Here is a 16,158-nt window from a genome sequence, read left to right on the forward strand (position 1 = left end):
CCGGGCATAAACACTGCCGCCGATGTGGGGAGATCAAGCCCCACTCGGAATGGGATCGGAACAGAACGGCCTCCGACGGTTTGTCGACGCGCTGCAAAGCGTGCCGAGCCGTTGAGGGCCGAGCGCACTATCTCATGCGTTCGTACGGCATCACTGAGGCTGTGCGAGACGCGATCATTGCAGCTCAGGGAGGGGTCTGCTACCTCTGCCTTCGGGCTCCGGCCGTTCATGTGGATCATTGCCACAAGACGGGTAGGGTCCGAGGCGTACTTTGCTTGAACTGCAATGTGGGCGTAGGCCTGTTCAAGGAAGACCCCGAACGCATGCGTCGGGCCGCTGAGTATCTGGAGGGAACGCGTGGAAGCCAACACTCGTAGCACAGGGCGTCTACCGGCAGCCTTCCTGACGCCGGGGTCGTCGTCCTTCATGGACTTCCTGGGCGCGCACTCGCCCGAGATGCTGCCCGGCAACCGCAGGCTGCCGGAGGGCGTGGTCGAGGCGCCGCACGGGACGACCATCGTGGCCGCCACCTTCCCCGGCGGGGTCGTCCTCGCCGGTGACCGGCGGGCGACCATGGGGAACATGATCGCGCAGCGGGACATCGAGAAGGTGTTCCCGGCGGACGAGTACTCCGCCGTCGGCATCGCCGGTACGGCCGGCCTGGCCGTGGAGATGGTGAAGCTGTTCCAGCTGGAGCTGGAGCACTTCGAGAAGGTGGAGGGGACGACCCTCTCCCTGGAGGGCAAGGCCAACCGGCTGTCCACCATGATCCGGAGCAATCTGGGCATGGCGATGCAGGGGCTGGCCGTCGTGCCGCTGTTCGCGGGGTACGACGAGGCCAAGGAGAAGGGCCGGATCTTCTCCTACGACGTGACCGGCGGCCGCTCCGAGGAGCACGGCTTCGCCGCCACCGGTTCCGGTTCGATCTTCGCCCGGGGTTCGATGAAGAAGCTCTTCCGCCCCGATCTGACGGAGGAGCAGGCCACCACGCTGGTCGTGCAGGCGCTGTACGACGCCGCCGACGACGACTCGGCGACCGGTGGGCCGGACCTGTACCGCCACATCTATCCGATCGTCACCGTCATCACCGACGAGGGATTCCGCAGGCTGACGGACGCAGAGTCGCAGGAACTCGCCCGTACGGTCACCAACCGTCGTCTGGAGCAGCCCGACGGCCCGCGCGCCGCCCTGCTCTGACCATCCGTCGCCCCTCAGGAGCCCAGAAGAAAGGGACGGAAAGCCGGTGTCGACTCCGTTCTATGTGTCACCCCAGCAGGCCATGGCCGACCGGGCGGAATATGCCCGGAAGGGCATCGCCCGCGGTCGCAGCCTTGTCGTGCTGCAGTACGCCGACGGCATCGTGTTCGTCGGCGAGAACCCGTCCCGTGCGCTGCACAAGTTCAGCGAGATCTACGACCGGATCGGCTTCGCGGCCGCCGGCAAGTACAACGAGTACGAGAACCTGCGGATCGGTGGTGTGCGGTACGCGGATCTGCGCGGGTACACCTACGACCGTGACGATGTGACGGCCCGTGGGCTGGCGAACGTGTACGCGCAGACGCTCGGCACGATTTTCTCCAGTGCGGGTGAGAAGCCGTACGAGGTGGAGCTGGTCGTCGCCGAGGTCGGTGCGACGGCGGCCGGGGACCAGATCTACCGGCTGCCGCACGACGGGTCGATCGTGGACGAGCACGGTTCGGTCGCGGTCGGTGGCAATGCCGAGCAGATCAGTACGTTCCTCGATCAGCGTCACCAGGACGGGATGACCCTGTCGGAGGCGTTGAAGCTGGCGGTGCAGGCGCTGTCCAGCCAGGCGAACGGTGCGGACAAGGCGATTCCGGCCGAGCGGCTGGAGGTGGCGGTGCTGGACCGTACGCGGGCGCAGCAGCGCAAGTTCAAGCGGATCCGGGGCCGGCAGCTGTCGCGGTTGCTGGAGGCGGACGTGCCGGCGGCCGCGCAGGCGGATGCCGTGTCGAACGACGAGGCGCCGGAGGACGACGCCGAGTAGTCCGGTGGTGCGAGGGCCCCGGTTCACCGTGTTCGGTGGGCCGGGGCTTCGTCGTGTCCGGGTCCCGTCCGGTCAGGGGATGGGGGCGGGGCCGGTGGAGTCGCGGACGACGAGGCGGACGGGGATGTCGGGGGCGGTCCAGGGGGTGCCTTCGAGGACGGCGAGGAGGGCGGTCATGCCTTGTTCGCCGACGCGTTCGGCGGGGAGGTGGACGGTGGTGAGTTCGGGTTCGACGGCGGTGGCGAGGGCGAGGTCGTCGAAGCCGGTGACGGAGAGGTCCTCGGGGATGCGCAGGCCGAGGCGGCGGGCGGCCTTGCAGGCGCCGGCGGCGAGGATGTCGTCGTCGCAGACGATGGCGGTGGGTCTGTCCCGGGGGGTGGCGAGGGCGGCCTCCATGGCGGTGCGGGCGCCGTCGACGGTGAGGGGGGACCGTACGGTGCGCAGTTCGGTTCCGGGGCCCAGGAGGGCGGTCAGGGCTTCGGCGCGGGTGTCGAAGGTCCAGGAGTCGACGGCGGAGGCGAGGTGGAGGAAGCGGCGGTGGCCGAGGGTGAGGAGGTGTGCGGTGATCTGGCGCATGCCGTCGGCCATGGCGAGGTTGACGTGGGCGGCGGCGGTGCCGGCGGCGGGGTCGCTGTCGAGCATGACGAGGGGGAGGGTGTCGCCGCCGATGGCGTCGAGGGCGTCGGCGGCCATGGAGGAGGCGATGACTCCGTCGAGGGCGGCGCGGGCGGAGGCGAAGGGGTCGCGGGCGGGGCCGGTGCCGTCGGGGGAGGGGTAGAGGACGACGCCGAAGCCGTGTTCGGCGGCGATGCGGGCGGCGCCGGTGTAGACGCGGGCGAAGAATTCGTTGGTGAGGGCGGGGACGACGAGGAGGGCGGTGCGGGTGGAGCCGAGGCGGAGGTTGCGGGCGGCGAGGTTGGGGCGGTAGCCGAGGCGGGTGGCGGTTTCGCGGACGAGGGCGGCGGTGCGTTCGGAGACGCGGCCGGGCCATTTGTCGCCGAGGACGAGGGAGACGGTGGCCTGGGAGACCCCGGCGGCGGTGGCCACGTCGCGGCTGGTGGGTCTCGTCACAGGTGGCTCCTGAAGTGCGAGGTCGGGGGTGGTGTCGGGGTCCGTGGGGTGGACCCGTGGACTGCGGCCATGGTACGTATGACGGGTCACGTTATACGTATTACCCCGGCGGGATCCGGGCAGAAGGGGGCGGACATGGCCGCGGGATACGCGGAGCTGCTGCGGACCCGGCACGCCGCGAGGCTGCTGGTGGGCACGCTCATAGGGCGGCTGCCGAACGCGACGGCGCCGATCGCGATCGTGCTGTTCACGCGTGCCGAGGGAGGCAGCTACAGCCTCGCGGGGGCCCTCGCCGCCGCGTACGGGGTGGCCAACGCGGTGGGCCAGCCGTTGCTGGGCCGGGCGGTGGACCTGTTCGGGCAGCCGCGGGTGCAGCTGCCGGCCGCCGTGGTGTCGGCGCTGGGCGTGGTGTGGCTGGCGCTGGCGGGCACGGGGTCGGCGGTGGCCGCGTATGCCGCGGTGGTGGTCGCGGGGCTGTTCACGCCGCCGCTGGAGGGCGGGCTGCGGGCGCTGTGGCCGGGTGTGCTGGGGGGCCGCGAGGAGAAGGTGCACGCGGCGTACGCGATGGACGCGGTGGCCCAGGAGGTCATGTTCACGGTCGGTCCGCTGCTGGTGACGCTGTTCGTGGCGCTGTGGTCGCCGGCCGGGGCGCTGCTGGCGCTCAATGCGATCGGGGTGCTGGGTGCGCTGTCGGTGGTGGTGAGCGAGCCTTCGCGCAGGTGGCGTTCGGCGCCGCGGGAGGCGCACTGGCTGGGGGCGCTGCGTTCGCGGGGGCTGCTGGCGCTGCTGGGTGCGTTCTTCTTCGTGGGGATGGCGCTGGGTTCGATCACGGTGGCGGGTGTGGCGTACGCGGACGATCACGGGAACCAGGCGGTGTACGGGTGGCTGATGGCGGCGCTCGGGCTGGGTGCGCTGATCGGCGGGGTGACGTACGGGGCGCGGCAGTGGGCGGGTGCGCCGGAGCGGCGGCTGCGGATGCTGGTGGCGTTGCTGGCGCTGGGGTATCTGCCGCTGATGCTGATTCCGGGGCCGGTGGCGATGACGGCTCTGGCGGCGCTGTCGGGGGTGTTCCTGGCGCCTGCGCTGGCGTGTGCGTTCATCGTGGTGGACCGGCATGCTCCGGCGGGCACGGTGACGGAGGCGTTCTCGTGGCTGGTGACGTTCTTCGGGGTGGGTGCGGCGATCGGTACGGCGGTGGCGGGGCCGGTGGTGGAGCTGGGCGGTACGGCGGCGAGCTTCGGGGTGGCGTCGGTGGCGGGTGCGGCTGCGCTGTTGGTGCTGATGGTCACTCAGCGGGTGATGGCAACTGCGGTGCCGAGCCGCGCGGTGGCGGGTTCGTCTGACGGGGTGTCGGGTGGCGGGCGCGAGGTGGCGTCAGAGGCCTCGTCGGCGGGGTGATTGCGGGCGCCACACCGGTCGGCGGGCCGTTGCCGGGGCCTGTTCGGCGGCGAGTCGGCGGGCCTGCTGCGGGGAACTGATCGAAACGGCGCTCCCGAACCCGGTTTCAGAAGAGGGCAGAAGGCGTAATGTTCAGTCATGGACCGCCGCATTTTCGGGCTGGAGAACGAGTACGGCGTCACGTGCACGTTCAGGGGACAGCGCCGACTGTCTCCTGACGAAGTGGCGCGCTACCTCTTCCGCCGTGTTGTGTCATGGGGCCGCAGCAGCAATGTCTTCCTGCGGAACGGCGCCCGCCTGTACCTCGATGTGGGTTCGCATCCGGAATATGCAACTCCCGAATGCGACAACGTGACCGAACTGGTCACCCACGACAAAGCAGGCGAGCGCATTCTCGAAGGACTGCTCGTCGACGCCGAACGCCGCCTGCACGAGGAGGGAATCGCGGGCGACGTCTATCTCTTCAAGAACAACACCGACTCGGCGGGCAACTCGTACGGCTGCCACGAGAACTACCTGGTGGCCCGGCACGGGGAATTCTCCCGCCTGGCGGACATTCTCATTCCGTTCCTTGTCACGCGGCAGCTGATCTGCGGCGCCGGCAAGGTGCTGCAGACGCCACGGGGCGCGGTCTACTGCGTGAGCCAGCGGGCCGAGCACATCTGGGAGGGTGTCAGTTCCGCCACGACCCGTTCGCGGCCGATCATCAACACCCGGGACGAGCCGCACGCGGATGCCGAGCGCTACCGCCGGCTGCACGTGATCGTGGGTGACTCGAACATGTCCGAGACGACCATGCTGCTCAAGGTCGGGGCCACCGACCTGGTGCTGCGCATGATCGAGGCGGGCACGGTGATGCGGGACCTGACCCTGGAGAACCCGATCCGGGCGATCCGCGAGGTCAGCCACGACATCACGGGTCAGCGCAAGGTGCGCCTGGCGAGCGGCCGGGAGGCGTCGGCGCTGGAGATCCAGCGGGAGTACTACGACAAGGCGGTGGACTTCGCCGAGCGCCGGGGGATCCGTACCGGTGTGGTGGACCAGGTGCTGGAGCTGTGGGGCCGCACGCTGGACGCGATCGACGCGGAGGATCTGGACCGGATCGGGACCGAGATCGACTGGGTCATGAAGTACCAGCTGATCGAGCGGTACCGGGCCAAGCACAACATGACCATGTCGAATCCGCGGGTGGCTCAGATAGACCTCGCGTATCACGACATCCACCGTCGGCGCGGGCTGTACTACCTGCTGGAGCGCAAGGGGCAGGCGGCGCGGATCTGCAACGACCTCAAGATCTTCGAGGGCAAGTCGGTGCCCCCGCAGACGACGCGGGCGCGGCTGCGCGGGGACTTCATCCGGCGGGCGCAGGAGCAGCGGCGGGACTTCACGGTCGACTGGGTACACCTGAAGCTCAATGACCAGGCGCAGCGGACGGTGCTGTGCAAGGACCCGTTCCGGTCGGTGGACGACCGGGTGGAGAAGCTGATCGCCGGCATGTAGGCCGGCAATGTGACATCGCACTCCTTACCGGGGCCCCGTACGTCTCTCGTACGGGGCCCTGTGCACGGCTTAGAGTGGCGGGCGACCGCCTTGCCGTCTGAGATCTGAGGAACCCGTGCGCCGACTTGCCGGCCTGCTTGTCGTACCCCTTCTGCTGCTGACGACAGCAGCGTGTGGCGACGACAGCGGCTCCGACTCCGCCCAGATGAAGAACGGGGCGCCCGCGATCACGAAGGGTGCCAAGTTCGGGGAGACGCCCACCCTGTCGAAGGGGAAGGGTGCGCCGCCCAAGGAGCTGAAGGTGGTGACCATCAGCGAGGGCACCGGGCAGGTGCTGAAGAAGAACGACATCGCGCAGGTCAATTACCTCGGCCAGGTGTGGGACGGCAAGGAGCCGTTCGACCAGAGCTTCGGCCGGCCCGCGCCGTTCGACCTGACCATCGGTGCCGGCGCCGTGATCAAGGGCTGGGACCAGGGCCTGGAGGGTCAGAAGGTCGGCAGCCGCGTCGAGCTGGTGATCCCGCCGGAGCTCGGTTACGGGGCCCAGGGCTCGGAGCCGAAGATCAAGCCGAACGCCACGCTGGTCTTCGTCGTGGACATCGTCAAGGGCGCCACCGTCCCGGCCTCGGCGACGGGCAAGGAGGTCGCCCAGGACAACAAGGACCTGCCCAAGGTCGGCACGAACACGGACGGCAACGAGGTCTCCGTGACCGTCCCGAAGGACACCGCCGAGCCGGCCAAGCTGGTCTCGAGCTACGTCCTGGAGGGTGACGGCGCGGTGGTCAAGGACACCGACTCCGTGGTCGTGAAGTTCAACGGCAAGACGTGGAAGGACGACAAGTCCTTCGAAAGCACGTACACCTCGGGCCAGACGGTGACGTGGCCGCTGAAGGAGCTCTCGGTCGCGGGCCTGAAGGACGGCCTGATCGGCAAGAAGGTCGGCAGCCGCATCCTGCTGGTCATCCCGCCGGACCAGGCCTTCGGTGACAAGGAGCAGGGCACCATCCCGGCGAAGTCGACGCTGGTCTTCAGCCTCGACATCCTCACCGTGATGTAAGACTGTTCCGGTTGACCGTTTCGTACGTATGAGGAGCAGTTCCGTGAGCGACAAGCTCGAGAAGCCCGAGATCGACTTCCCCGAGGGCGAAGCCCCCAAGGACCTCGTCATCGAGGAGATCCAGGTCGGCGACGGCGCCGAGGCCAAGAAGGGCGACCGGGTCTCCGTGCACTACGTGGGCGTGGCTTTCTCCACCGGTGAGGAGTTCGACGCCTCGTGGAACCGTGGTTCCGCGCTCCAGTTCCAGCTCGGTGTCGGCCAGGTCATCGCCGGATGGGACCAGGGCGTCCAGGGCATGAAGGTCGGCGGCCGTCGCAAGCTGACGATCCCGGCGCACCTCGCCTACGGTGACCGCGGCGCGGGCAGCGCGATCGCCCCGGGCGAGACGCTGATCTTCGTCTGCGACCTGGTGAAGGTCGGCTGATCCGGACTTCCGTGATCTGCTGAGGGCCCCTGCCGTGAGGCGGGGGCCCTCGCTTTTGCCGGGGACCGCCGGGGCGGTACGGTCAACGGTCACGAGTGTGTGTCGAGAACGGGGGAAGGGCGTCGATGGCGATTGCCAAGGCCGAGCGGCTGATGAATCTGGCGCTGTGTCTGCTGGGGACCCGCCGGCCGCTGAGCAAGCGCGAGTTGCGCGGCTCCATCGAGGCCTACATGGAGGCCGGCAACGACGAGTCCTTCAACCGCATGTTCGAGCGGGACAAGGACGATCTGCGGGAACTCGGCCTGGTCATCGAGACGGTGGAGAACCTGGAGGGCGAGACCGGCTACCTGGCCCGCCGGGACAGCAACCGGCTGCCCCCCGTCTCGCTGGACGCCGAGGAGGCCGCCGCCCTGGGGCTGGCGGCCAAGGTCTGGCAGCAGGCCCGTCTGGCGGGGGCCGCCAGCGGGGCCCTGCAGAAGCTGCGCGCGGGCGGGATGCCCGAGGCGGGCGACCCGTACGAGGGCCAGCACAGTGCCATCGAGCCGCGCATCCCGGTCCACGAGGCGGCCTTCGAGCCGCTGATGCTGGCCTGCCGGGACCGCCGGCCGGTGGTCTTCGACTACCGCAAGTCCACCGCGGCCCGGCCCGAGACCCGGCAGGTGGAGCCCTGGGCGCTGGAGTGCTGGCGCGGTCACTGGTACCTGGCCGGCTACGACCGGGACCGCGGGGCGGAGCGGGTGTTCCGGCTGTCCCGGATCACCGGCAAGGTCCGCTCCCGGGCGGCCAAGTACACGGCGGAGGTTCCCGACGTGGTGACCGTGCGGGAGACCGTGGCGAGCTGGGCCGGGGAGAGCGCGGACCGCTCCGCGCTGATCCGGCTGCGCGCGGGTGCGGGCTACCCGCTGCGGGCCAAGGCCACCGCGGTGCGCGAGGGCGCGGACGGCTGGGACGAGCTGGAGATCCCGTACGGGCACGGGCTGGACGCCTGGCTGGTGGAGTTCGGGCCGGACGTCGTCGTGGTCGGGCCCGCCGACCTGCGGGCCGACGTGGTGGACCGCCTGCGGGCCGTGGCCAAGGCCTGACCCGGTGCGCGGGGGCGGGGCCCGCGTCCGCCGCCGCACCGTCCGGGATCCGCGACATGCGGGAGCCCGATCCGAGATCCGCCAGCTTCGAGACCGCCACATTCGAAGACGTGCCCTGAGGGGGAGACGTACCAGCATGGCTGCCAACGCCATCGACCAGACCCGCCGGATGCTGTCCCTGGTGACCTACCTGCGCGAGCGCCCCGGGGCGCACGTCGCCGACGTCGCCCGCGCCTTCGGGATCACCGAGGACGAGCTGATCTCGGACCTCGACGTGCTGCCCATGTGCGGGACCAGCTTCCGGGGCGGGGACCTGCTCGACATCGACACTGACGGGGAGCGCATCTGGTGGCGCAACCCCGACGCCTCGGGGGAGTCCACCGCCGAGCCGCTGCGGCTGGCCGCCGACGAGGCGACCGCGCTGCTGGTGGCGGCGCGGGCCGTGGCGACCCTGCCCGGGCTGCGCGAGAGCGACCGGGAGGCCCTGCTGCGGGCCACCGCCAAGCTGGAGGCGGCCGCGGGCGAGGCGGCCGGGGCCAGCTCCCGGCTGTCGGTGACCTTCGAGTCGGAGGGCGGGGTCTTCGCGGACGTCGACCGGGCCATCGCGGAGCGCCGGCGGCTGTGGCTGCGCTACTACTCGCCCGCGCGCGACGAGCTCACCGAGCGCAAGGTCGATCCGATCCGCCTGTTCGCGGTGGGGCACACGTACATGGAGGGGTGGTGCCACCTCTCCGAGGCCCGGCGCACCTTCCGGCTCGACCGGGTGGCGGAGATCCGGCTGCTGGACGAGCGGGCCGAGCCGCCGGCGATCGAGCCGCGCGATCTGTCCGAGGGCCTCGTCCAGCCGGCCGCCGAGGACCCGGAGGTCGTCGTCGAGGTGGGGCCGGGCGGGCGCTGGGTCGCCGAGTACTACCCGCACGACAGCGCGGAGGAGCTGGCCGAGGGGGGCCTGCGGATCACGCTGCGCAGCCCGGATCCGGCGTCCCTGCGCCGGCTCGCGCTGCGGCTCGGGCGCGAGGGGCGGATCGTCGCCCCCACAGAGCTGGCGGAGAGCGCGCGGAGCGCCGCTCGAGAAGCACTCGCGGGGTACGGGGAACAGGTCTGAGGGGAGCGCGGTCGATGTCGCCAACGTCAGGGCCCGTCGCCTTCAAGGCCTCCTGTCCCGACTGCCGGGCCCGCTTCGAGCTGGACGCGGGCGCCCTGCGGCTGGCCATCGGCGGCAGCCGGCGGGCCACCTTCTACTCCTTCACGTGTCCTGAATGCGGTGCCTCCGTGCGCAAACCTGCTGGTGAGCGCATCGTGGAGCTGCTGACGGGCGGTGGCGTGAGCACCCTGCGCAGCATCTGAGGGGGGTGGTGGCCTAGGCTCGGCCCATGCTGTGGCCGATGTTCGCAATTGCCCTGGGCTTCCTCGGAGTCGCCGTGCTCGCCGTGCTGGCGGTGCGGGTCTACGCGGAGGTGCGCAGACTGTCCGTGCAGGTCGCGCAGGCCAGCCGCCGGATCACCGATGCCTCGGGCGATCTGGAGCGGGCGGCCGCGGATCTGGCCAGGGCGGGCCGCGACGTGCGACCGTAGCGAATGAGACGGGCGTGTGACCGGGGGATTGACATCCGGCCAGGACGCAAGACGGGGGACGCCGGGGGATTGCCGGGCGTTAACCCCCTGGGGTTACGATCCTCGGTAGAAGACAGTCCCAGGCGCCCGTGCCGGTGCGCTGTCAACCTCGGAGAAAAGGAAGATTTCTATGGGCAACCTCAGGGGTTGGGAAATCCTCGTCATCGTCGGAGTCATCATCCTTCTGTTCGGTGCCAAGAAGCTTCCCGACATGGCCCGCTCCCTCGGCAAGTCGGCCCGCATCCTCAAGAGCGAGGCCAAGGCCATGAAGAAGGACGGCGAGGCCGAGGACGCGGCCACCGCCACGACCGCCGCGGACCAGTCCGCGCAGCAGCCCGTCGCGCCGCGCACCATCCAGGCCGCGCCCGGTGACGTCACCAGCTCCCGTCCGGTCAGCGAGCCGAACCGCGCCGCCCAGGGCTGACGCACGCCGTACGCGCCAGTCATCTGCAACGAGACAAGGGACGTGGGTTGCTCAAGTCTGCCCGCAAGCAGGAGAAAGCGGACAAGGACGCCGAAGGGCGGATGCCTCTTGTCGAGCACCTGCGTGAGCTGCGAAACCGTCTGCTGAAGTCGGTCCTCGCGATCCTGGTGATCACCGTCATCGCGGCCTTCTTCTACCGGGACATCATCAACTTCCTGCTGAAGCCGATGCTGGACTCCGTCGGCTGCAGGGACGGTGTGGTGACCCAGCGCAACGGCAAGCCCTGCGCAGACATGACCGTGAACGGTCTCATCTCGGCGTTCTCGATCGCCCTGAAGGTCTCGCTGATGTCCGGTGTGGTGCTGTCCGCGCCGGTGTGGCTGTACCAGCTGTGGGCGTTCGCGGCGCCCGGCCTGCACAGCCACGAGAAGAAGTACGCGCGCAGCTTCGTCGCGGTCGGTGCGCCGCTGTTCGCGGCCGGCGCCGTGCTCGCGTACAAGATCCTTCCGCAGACCGCGACGATCATGCTGGAGTTCACTCCGGATCACGCGCGGAACCTGCTGCCGGTCGACGACTACCTCGACCTGGTCACCCGCATGGTGATCGTGTTCGGCCTGGCCTTCGAGCTGCCGCTGCTGCTGATCCTGCTGAACTTCACGGGCGTGCTCACGGGCAAGCGGCTGGGCGGCTGGTGGCGGGGCATGGTCCTCGGCATCACGGTCTTCGCCGCGTTCGCGACCCCCACCGGTGACCCGCCGACCATGCTCGCGCTGGCCCTGCCCATCGTGGCCCTCTACTTCCTGGCCCTCGGTATCTGTCTCCTCAACGACCGCAGGCGCCGGCGCAACGACCCCGACGCGGGTCTGAGCGACGACGAGGCCTCCGAGCTGGACCTGACCCCGGCGCCGATCGGCGAGCTGGAGTCGGTGTCGGCCCCCGCCGCGGTGCCCGGCCAGGCCGACGGCGGACGCCAGCGGATCAACGGTTACGACGACGCGACCTGACAGGTAAATTCCCCGGGGTGAGCTCTGAGATCACCCTCTTCGTCAATCCCACCGCGGGCCGCGGCCGGGGCGCGCACGCCGCGCAGCCGGCCGCTTCCGCGTTGCGGGCGGCCGGCTTCTCCGTACGGACGGTGGTGGGCGCCGACGCCGAGGACGCGCTGGCCCGGCTGACCGCCGCCGTCCGCGAGGGCACCGGTGCGGTGATCGCGGTGGGCGGCGACGGGATGGTCTCGCTGGCGCTGCAGGCCCTGGCGGGGACCCGGGTGCCGCTCGGGGTGGTCGCGGCGGGCACCGGGAACGACTTCGCCCGGGCGATGGGACTGCCCGTGCGGGAGCCCGCGCGGGCCGGGCGGATGGCCGCCGGGGCCCTGAAGGAGAGCCGGATCCGGGAGATCGACCTGGGGCGGGTGGGTGCCGGCTGGTTCGGGACCGTGCTGTGCTCCGGCTTCGACTCGCGGGTCAACGACCGGGGCAACCGGATGCGGCTGCCGGCCGGCCGGTTCAAGTACGACCTGGCGATGATCGCGGAGCTGGCCGCCTTCCGCCCGTTCCCGTACCGGATCACCCTGGACGACGGCCCGGTGATCGAGACGGAGGCGACGCTGGTGGCGGTCGGCAACGGCTCCTCCTACGGCGGCGGCATGCGGATCTGCGCGGACGCCGTCCCCGACGACGGGCTCTTCGACGTCACGGTGGTCGGCGACTGCAGCCGGGCCACCCTGCTGTCGGTGTTTCCGCAGGTCTACAAGGGCAGGCACCTGGGCCACCCGAAGGTGAGCGTCCACCGGGCCCGGAAGGTCACCTTGGAGGCGCCGGGCCTGACGGCGTACGCGGACGGGGAGCCCCTGGGGGCGCTGCCGGTGACCGCGGAGTGCGTCCCCGGAGCGGTCCGGCTGCTCGCTTAAATGATCGCGACTGTTGTCAGAGGTGGCGGGTAGGCTCGACAACAAGATGACCGAAGAACTCTCACCCGCCGAGCGGTACGCCGCTGCCCGGATCCGCGCCGCCGAAGAGGCCTCTGCCCTGGCCCCCTTCCGCGAGATGTACGACTTCGATCTGGACCCGTACCAGGTCGAGGCCTGCAAGGCACTGGAGGCCGGCAAGGGCGTCCTCGTCGCCGCCCCGACAGGCTCGGGCAAGACCATCGTCGGCGAGTTCGCCGTGCACCTGGCCCTCCAGCAGGGCCGCAAGTGCTTCTACACGACGCCGATCAAGGCGCTGTCGAACCAGAAGTACGCCGACCTCGTCAAGCGCTACGGCGCCGACAAGGTGGGCCTGCTGACCGGCGACAACAGCGTCAACTCCGAGGCGCCGGTGGTCGTGATGACCACCGAGGTGCTCCGCAACATGCTGTACGCGGGTTCTCAGTCGCTGCTCGGCCTCGGCTACGTCGTGATGGACGAGGTCCACTACCTCTCCGACCGGTTCCGCGGGGCCGTCTGGGAGGAAGTGATCATCCACCTCCCCGAGTCGGTGACCCTGGTGTCCCTGTCGGCCACCGTCTCGAACGCCGAGGAGTTCGGCGACTGGCTGGACACCGTCCGCGGCGACACCGAGGTGATCGTCTCCGAGGAGCGGCCCGTTCCGCTGTGGCAGCACGTCATGGCCGGCCGCCGGATCTACGACCTCTTCGAGGAGGAGTCCGACCACGGCGGCCGCGGCTCCGCGCGCCGGGAGGTCAATCCCGACCTGCTGCGCATGGCGCGCGAGGAGAACAGCCGCACCTACAACCCGAAGGACCGGCGGCGCGGCAAGATGGTCCGCGAGGCCGACCGCGAGCGCGAGCGGCGCTCCCGCGGCCGGATCTGGACCCCCTCCCGCCCCGAGGTCATCGCCCGCCTCGACGGTGACGGGCTGCTGCCAGCCATCAACTTCATCTTCAGCCGGGCCGGCTGCGAGGCCGCGGTCCAGCAGTGCCTGTACGCGGGACTGCGGCTCAACGACGAGTCCGCGCGGCTCAGGGTCCGCGAGATCGTCGAGGCGCGGACCGCCTCCATCCCCACCGAGGACCTGCACGTCCTGGGGTACTACGAGTGGCTCGAAGGGCTGGAGCGGGGCATCGCCGCCCACCACGCGGGCATGCTGCCCACCTTCAAGGAGGTCGTGGAGGAGCTGTTCGTCCGGGGTCTGGTGAAGGCCGTCTTCGCCACGGAGACCCTGGCGCTGGGCATCAACATGCCCGCGCGCACGGTGATCCTGGAGAAGCTCGTCAAGTGGAACGGCGAGCAGCACGCCGACATCACCCCCGGCGAGTACACGCAGCTGACCGGCCGGGCCGGGCGGCGCGGCATCGACGTCGAGGGCCACGCGGTGGTGCTGTGGCAGCGGGGCATGGACCCGGCCGGGCTCGCCGGGCTCGCGGGTACCCGTACGTATCCGCTGCGCTCCAGCTTCAAGCCCTCGTACAACATGGCCGTGAACCTGGTCAGCCAGTTCGGGCGGCACCGCTCGCGCGAGCTGCTGGAGACCTCCTTCGCGCAGTTCCAGGCCGACCGCTCGGTCGTCGGGATCTCGCGGCAGGTGCAGCGCAACGAGGAGGGACTGGAGGGCTACCAGGAGGGCATGACCTGTCACCTGGGGAACTTCGAGGAGTACGCGCAGCTGCGCCGCGACCTGAAGGACCGTGAGACGGAGCTGGCCAAGCAGGGCGCCGCCCAGCGCCGGGTGCAGGCGGCCAGTTCGCTGGAGAAGCTCAAGCCGGGCGACATCATCCACGTCCCGACGGGCAAGTTCGCCGGGCTCGCGCTGGTCCTGGACCCGGGCGTGCCGGCCGGGCGGGTCCACGGGCACCGCGGCTACGAGTACGCGGAGGGCCCGCGCCCGCTGGTGCTCACTGCCGAGCGGCAGGTCAAGCGGCTCGCCGCGATCGACTTCCCGGTCCCGGTGGAGGCGCTCGACCGGATGCGGATCCCCAAGACCTTCAACGCGCGCTCGCCGCAGTCCCGTCGGGACCTGGCCTCGCAGCTGCGGAGCAAGGCCGGGCACATCACGCCGGAGCGGCGGGCCCGCGGCCGCGCCGCGGCGGCCGACGACCGCGAGATCGCCCGGCTGCGTTCCGAACTGCGGGCGCATCCCTGCCACGGCTGCGACGAGCGCGAGGACCACGCCCGCTGGGCGGAGCGCTACCACCGGCTCAAGCGGGACACCCTGCAGCTGGAGCGGCGGATCGAGGGCCGGACGAACACCATCGCCCGCACCTTCGACCGGATCCACGCCCTGCTGACCGAGCTGGACTACCTGCGCGAGGACGAGGTCACCGTGCACGGCAAGCGGCTCGCCCGGCTGTACGGGGAGCTCGACCTGCTGGCCTCCGAGTGCCTGCGGGCCAAGGTGTGGGAGGGGCTGAGCCCGGCCGAACTGGCCGCCTGCGTCTCGGCGCTGGTCTTCGAGGCGCGGCAGTCCGACGACGCGGTCGCGCCGAAGGTGCCGGGCGGCGCGGCGAAGGAGGCGCTGGGCGAGATGGTCCGCATCTGGGGCCGCCTCGACGCGCTGGAGGAGGAGCACCGCATCAACCAGGCGGAGGGCGTGGGCCAGCGGGAGCCGGACCTCGGCTTCGCGTGGGCGGCGTACCAGTGGGCCTCCGACAAGAGCCTGGACGAGGTGCTGCGCGAGGCGGAGATGCCGGCCGGTGACTTCGTGCGCTGGTGCAAGCAGGTCATCGACGTGCTCGGGCAGGTCGCGGCGGCGGCCCCCTCGGCCTCCGGCGACAGCGGGAGCACGGTGGCGCGCAACGCCCGCAAGGCCGTGGACGCCCTACTGCGGGGCGTAGTGGCCTACAGCTCGGTCGGCTAGCCGGTTTTGGGGCTTCCTCCGAGAGCGGGGCTGGCCTGATCTGATCTCTTGCCATGATCGAATTCGCGTGCCCTGTGCGACGATCGGTCCATGAGTGGGGGAGCGGACGAGGGTCCGAGACGGGTCGGTCGGCCACGCGCCGACCGGCTGAGACCGCAGAGCGGCCGGCCGCCGCGCGAGGAACTCCTCTGCGCGGCGGCCGAGTTGTTCACCGTCCAGGGGTACGCGGCGACCACCACGCGGGCGGTCGCCGGGCGGGCCGGAATGCGCCAGGCCACGATGTACCACTACTTCCGCGGCAAGGAGGACCTCCTCGCCGAACTGCTGGAGTCCACGGTCGCGCCCTCGCTGGTCCTGGCCCGCCGGCTGCTCGCCGAGGACGCCCGGCCCGCCGCGCGGCGGCTGTGGGAGCTGTGCCGCTCCGACGTGCTGCTGCTGTGCGGGGGCCCGTACAACCTGGGGGCGCTCTATCTGCTGCCCGAGGTGGGCGCCGCGCGCTTCGTGCAGTTCCGCCGGATGCGCGCGGAACTCAAGCACGCCTACCGGGTGTTGCTCGGCGGGACCTGCGCCGGCGCCGAACTGGCCGGGGACGGGGCGGGGCTCGCACTCCGCAACGACCTGGTCTTCGGACTCATCGAGGGTGTCATGCTGATCCACCGGGCCGATCCGGCGCGGCCGGTGGGGGCCTTCGCGGAGGCCACCGCCGACGCCGCGCTGCGGATCGCGGGGGTCGGCCTGCCCGGGAGCCGGTGACCCTTCCGGCTGTGGCGCAGGTCACGGGAACC

17 protein-coding genes are annotated in these 16,158 nt (G+C 70.7%); 16 read left to right on the forward strand and 1 reads right to left on the reverse strand.

What is annotated here, in order from left to right:
- Nucleotides 1-134 precede the first annotated feature (134 nt).
- The 3 genes from ACIPYQ_RS26600 to prcA are packed head-to-tail and all read left to right on the forward strand — an operon-like array spanning nt 135 to nt 2,008.
- Nucleotides 135-377 (forward strand): endonuclease VII domain-containing protein, encoded by a 243-nt coding sequence (locus ACIPYQ_RS26600; protein WP_401255819.1) that lies wholly within the window; start codon nt 135-137, stop codon nt 375-377.
- Nucleotides 358-1,197, forward strand: coding sequence for a proteasome subunit beta (gene prcB / locus ACIPYQ_RS26605; RefSeq protein ID WP_365483794.1), 840 nt, complete (start codon nt 358-360; stop codon nt 1,195-1,197). Before ACIPYQ_RS26600 ends, prcB begins: the two co-directional genes overlap by 20 nt.
- Before the next feature lie 46 nt (nt 1,198-1,243).
- Nucleotides 1,244-2,008, forward strand: a complete 765-nt coding sequence (gene prcA / locus ACIPYQ_RS26610) for a proteasome subunit alpha (RefSeq protein ID WP_351295700.1) — start codon at nt 1,244-1,246, stop codon at nt 2,006-2,008.
- Between the two features lie 72 nt (nt 2,009-2,080).
- Here the strand turns inward: prcA and ACIPYQ_RS26615 are convergent, their stop codons facing one another.
- The gene (locus ACIPYQ_RS26615) at nt 2,081-3,079 is read right to left on the reverse strand and encodes a LacI family DNA-binding transcriptional regulator (RefSeq protein WP_401255824.1); all 999 of its coding nucleotides are present in this window, start codon (nt 3,077-3,079) and stop codon (nt 2,081-2,083) included.
- Between the two features lie 135 nt (nt 3,080-3,214).
- Here ACIPYQ_RS26615 and ACIPYQ_RS26620 point away from each other — a divergent pair, with 135 nt between their 5' ends.
- From ACIPYQ_RS26620 to ACIPYQ_RS26680, 13 genes are all read left to right on the forward strand, one after another.
- Nucleotides 3,215-4,477: an MFS transporter gene (locus tag ACIPYQ_RS26620; protein WP_401255826.1), complete on the forward strand. Its 1,263-nt coding sequence runs from the start codon at nt 3,215-3,217 to the stop codon at nt 4,475-4,477.
- Nucleotides 4,478-4,615: 138 nt separating this feature from the next.
- The gene (gene pafA, locus ACIPYQ_RS26625; RefSeq protein WP_030016332.1) at nt 4,616-5,977 is read left to right on the forward strand and encodes a Pup--protein ligase; all 1,362 of its coding nucleotides are present in this window, start codon (nt 4,616-4,618) and stop codon (nt 5,975-5,977) included.
- Nucleotides 5,978-6,092: 115 nt separating this feature from the next.
- Nucleotides 6,093-7,034: an FKBP-type peptidyl-prolyl cis-trans isomerase gene (locus ACIPYQ_RS26630; protein ID WP_361764845.1), complete on the forward strand. Its 942-nt coding sequence runs from the start codon at nt 6,093-6,095 to the stop codon at nt 7,032-7,034.
- A 28-nt stretch (nt 7,035-7,062) separates the two neighbouring features.
- The gene (locus ACIPYQ_RS26635) at nt 7,063-7,458 is read left to right on the forward strand and encodes an FKBP-type peptidyl-prolyl cis-trans isomerase (protein WP_361764842.1); all 396 of its coding nucleotides are present in this window, start codon (nt 7,063-7,065) and stop codon (nt 7,456-7,458) included.
- Between the two features lie 125 nt (nt 7,459-7,583).
- A complete protein-coding gene (locus tag ACIPYQ_RS26640; protein WP_361764839.1) occupies nt 7,584-8,540 on the forward strand; it encodes a WYL domain-containing protein in 957 nt (318 codons plus the stop codon).
- A 136-nt stretch (nt 8,541-8,676) separates the two neighbouring features.
- Complete coding sequence (locus ACIPYQ_RS26645) at nt 8,677-9,645, forward strand: helix-turn-helix transcriptional regulator (RefSeq protein WP_401255832.1); 969 nt, start codon at nt 8,677-8,679, stop codon at nt 9,643-9,645.
- Between the two features lie 14 nt (nt 9,646-9,659).
- Nucleotides 9,660-9,887 carry a hypothetical protein gene (locus ACIPYQ_RS26650; RefSeq protein WP_327413009.1) on the forward strand — a complete coding sequence of 76 codons (228 nt, stop codon included), beginning with the start codon at nt 9,660-9,662 and terminating at the stop codon, nt 9,885-9,887.
- A 26-nt stretch (nt 9,888-9,913) separates the two neighbouring features.
- Nucleotides 9,914-10,114, forward strand: coding sequence for a hypothetical protein (locus ACIPYQ_RS26655; protein ID WP_327413008.1), 201 nt, complete (start codon nt 9,914-9,916; stop codon nt 10,112-10,114).
- 169 nt (nt 10,115-10,283) lie between these two features.
- On the forward strand, nt 10,284-10,577 hold the full coding sequence (tatA, locus tag ACIPYQ_RS26660) for a Sec-independent protein translocase subunit TatA (RefSeq protein WP_401255836.1): 294 nt from the start codon (nt 10,284-10,286) through the stop codon (nt 10,575-10,577).
- 47 nt (nt 10,578-10,624) lie between these two features.
- Nucleotides 10,625-11,581: a twin-arginine translocase subunit TatC gene (gene tatC / locus ACIPYQ_RS26665; protein ID WP_361764829.1), complete on the forward strand. Its 957-nt coding sequence runs from the start codon at nt 10,625-10,627 to the stop codon at nt 11,579-11,581.
- A gap of 17 nt (nt 11,582-11,598) precedes the next feature.
- On the forward strand, nt 11,599-12,486 hold the full coding sequence (locus tag ACIPYQ_RS26670) for a diacylglycerol kinase (RefSeq protein WP_401255840.1): 888 nt from the start codon (nt 11,599-11,601) through the stop codon (nt 12,484-12,486).
- A gap of 46 nt (nt 12,487-12,532) precedes the next feature.
- Nucleotides 12,533-15,373 (forward strand): DEAD/DEAH box helicase, encoded by a 2,841-nt coding sequence (locus ACIPYQ_RS26675; RefSeq protein WP_361764823.1) that lies wholly within the window; start codon nt 12,533-12,535, stop codon nt 15,371-15,373.
- 90 nt (nt 15,374-15,463) lie between these two features.
- Complete coding sequence (locus ACIPYQ_RS26680; RefSeq protein ID WP_401255843.1) at nt 15,464-16,126, forward strand: helix-turn-helix domain-containing protein; 663 nt, start codon at nt 15,464-15,466, stop codon at nt 16,124-16,126.
- Nucleotides 16,127-16,158 lie beyond the last annotated feature (32 nt).

It is taken from the genome of Streptomyces sp. NPDC090045 (assembly GCF_044747975.1).
GTDB lineage: Bacteria > Actinomycetota > Actinomycetes > Streptomycetales > Streptomycetaceae > Streptomyces.

Excerpts from the sequence above, each read along its gene's own strand:
- pafA (WP_030016332.1), top strand. The coding sequence starts at position 4,616 with ATGGACCGCCGCATTTTCGGGCTGGAGAACGAGTACGGCGTCACGTGC.
- tatA (WP_401255836.1), top strand. The coding sequence starts at position 10,284 with ATGGGCAACCTCAGGGGTTGGGAAATCCTCGTCATCGTCGGAGTCATC.
- ACIPYQ_RS26600 (WP_401255819.1), top strand. The coding sequence starts at position 135 with ATGCGTTCGTACGGCATCACTGAGGCTGTGCGAGACGCGATCATTGCA.
- ACIPYQ_RS26680 (WP_401255843.1), top strand. The coding sequence starts at position 15,464 with ATGAGTGGGGGAGCGGACGAGGGTCCGAGACGGGTCGGTCGGCCACGC.
- ACIPYQ_RS26645 (WP_401255832.1), top strand. The coding sequence starts at position 8,677 with ATGGCTGCCAACGCCATCGACCAGACCCGCCGGATGCTGTCCCTGGTG.
- ACIPYQ_RS26620 (WP_401255826.1), top strand. The coding sequence starts at position 3,215 with ATGGCCGCGGGATACGCGGAGCTGCTGCGGACCCGGCACGCCGCGAGG.
- ACIPYQ_RS26655 (WP_327413008.1), top strand. The coding sequence starts at position 9,914 with ATGCTGTGGCCGATGTTCGCAATTGCCCTGGGCTTCCTCGGAGTCGCC.
- ACIPYQ_RS26650 (WP_327413009.1), top strand. The coding sequence starts at position 9,660 with ATGTCGCCAACGTCAGGGCCCGTCGCCTTCAAGGCCTCCTGTCCCGAC.
- ACIPYQ_RS26675 (WP_361764823.1), top strand. The coding sequence starts at position 12,533 with ATGACCGAAGAACTCTCACCCGCCGAGCGGTACGCCGCTGCCCGGATC.
- ACIPYQ_RS26640 (WP_361764839.1), top strand. The coding sequence starts at position 7,584 with ATGGCGATTGCCAAGGCCGAGCGGCTGATGAATCTGGCGCTGTGTCTG.
- ACIPYQ_RS26635 (WP_361764842.1), top strand. The coding sequence starts at position 7,063 with ATGAGGAGCAGTTCCGTGAGCGACAAGCTCGAGAAGCCCGAGATCGAC.